The organism is Kocuria sp. CPCC 205231, assembly GCF_040980965.1.
GTDB lineage: Bacteria > Actinomycetota > Actinomycetes > Actinomycetales > Micrococcaceae > Kocuria > Kocuria rosea.
Genome location: NZ_JAVKPP010000052.1, coordinates 1 through 1,326, shown reverse-complemented (window position 1 = coordinate 1,326; position 1,326 = coordinate 1). Strand labels below are relative to the sequence as shown.

Here is a 1,326-nt window from a genome sequence, read left to right as displayed (position 1 = left end):
TGTGCTGGTTCAGGACATAGGCAAGGCATGTCTCGGGACATCGGCAACATGAGGTCGCACATCCGCGGCAGGGTGCATCCGGGGTGGATGCTTCCCCGTGTCGAGAGCAGAACTGGTCATCACCGCCATCACCACCGAAGGCCTCTCCCAGGCCGAGGCCGCCCGCCGCTACGGTCTGTCCGAGGCCTGGGTCAGCCGCCTCATGGCCCGCTACCGCGCCGAGGGCACCGACGCGTTCCAACCCCGCTCGCGAAGACCGCACACTCACCCCAATGCCGTGGACCCCGCCGTGGTGGAGCTCATCGTCGAACTGCGCACCCGACTGGCCGCCGCCGGCCACGACGCCGGCCCGGACACCATTGCCTGGCACCTGCACCACCACCACGGCCACCAGGTCTCCCGCGCCACGATCAGCCGCTACCTCACCCGGACCGGGCTGATCACCCCGGAACCGAAGAAGCGACCCAAGACCTCCCTGCACCGCTTCCAGGCCACCATGCCCAACGAGACCTGGCAGTCGGACTTCACCCACTACCGGCTGGCCGGCGGCCAGGAGGTGGAGATCATCACCTGGCTCGACGACTGCACCCGCTACGCCCTGCACCTTTCCGCTCACCGGGCGATCACCACCCCGATCGTGGTCACCACCTTCCGCGCCACCACCAGCCGCTACGGCATCCCCGCCTCGACCCTGACCGACAACGGCATGGTCTACACCGTCCGCCACGCAGGCCTCGGCCGCCGGGGCGGGCGCAACGGCTTCGAGCAGCAGCTGCGCGACTGGCATGTGGAGCAGAAAAACTCCCGACCCGGCCATCCCACCACCTGCGGGAAGGTCGAACGCTTCCAACAGACCCTCAAGAACTGGCTGCGCGGCCAACCCGACCAGCCCGAGACCCTGCTCGACTTGCAGGGCCTCCTGAACCGGTTCCGCACCGAGTACAACCAGCACCGGCCGCACCGCTCCCTGCCCCACCGGGCGACCCCGGCCACGCTCTACCACGCGATGCCCAAAGCCCTGCCCGGGCCCAGCCGCGATCCCGACACCCACGACCGTGTCCGCCACGACCGGGTGGGCAGCAGCGGCACCGTCACCCTGCGCGTGGCCGGAGCCCTGCGCCACATCGGCATCGGCCGAACACACGCCGGAACCCACGTCATCCTGCTCATCCAGGACCTTCAGGTACGTGTGGTCAACGCCACCACCGGCGAGCTACTGCGCGAACTCACCATCGACCCCACCCGCGACTACCAGCCCCAGGCATGACAAAAGGCCCGAACCCACATCCGTGGGTTCGGGCCTTGCCGATGTCCTGAGACATCACA

At 68.6% G+C, this 1,326-nt stretch carries 1 protein-coding gene; it reads left to right on the top strand.

What is annotated here, in order from left to right:
- Positions 1–97 precede the first annotated feature (97 nt).
- Positions 98–1,267 (top strand): IS481 family transposase, encoded by a 1,170-nt coding sequence (locus RF640_RS18795; protein WP_368828656.1) that lies wholly within the window; start codon positions 98–100, stop codon positions 1,265–1,267.
- Positions 1,268–1,326: the final 59 nt, after the last annotated feature.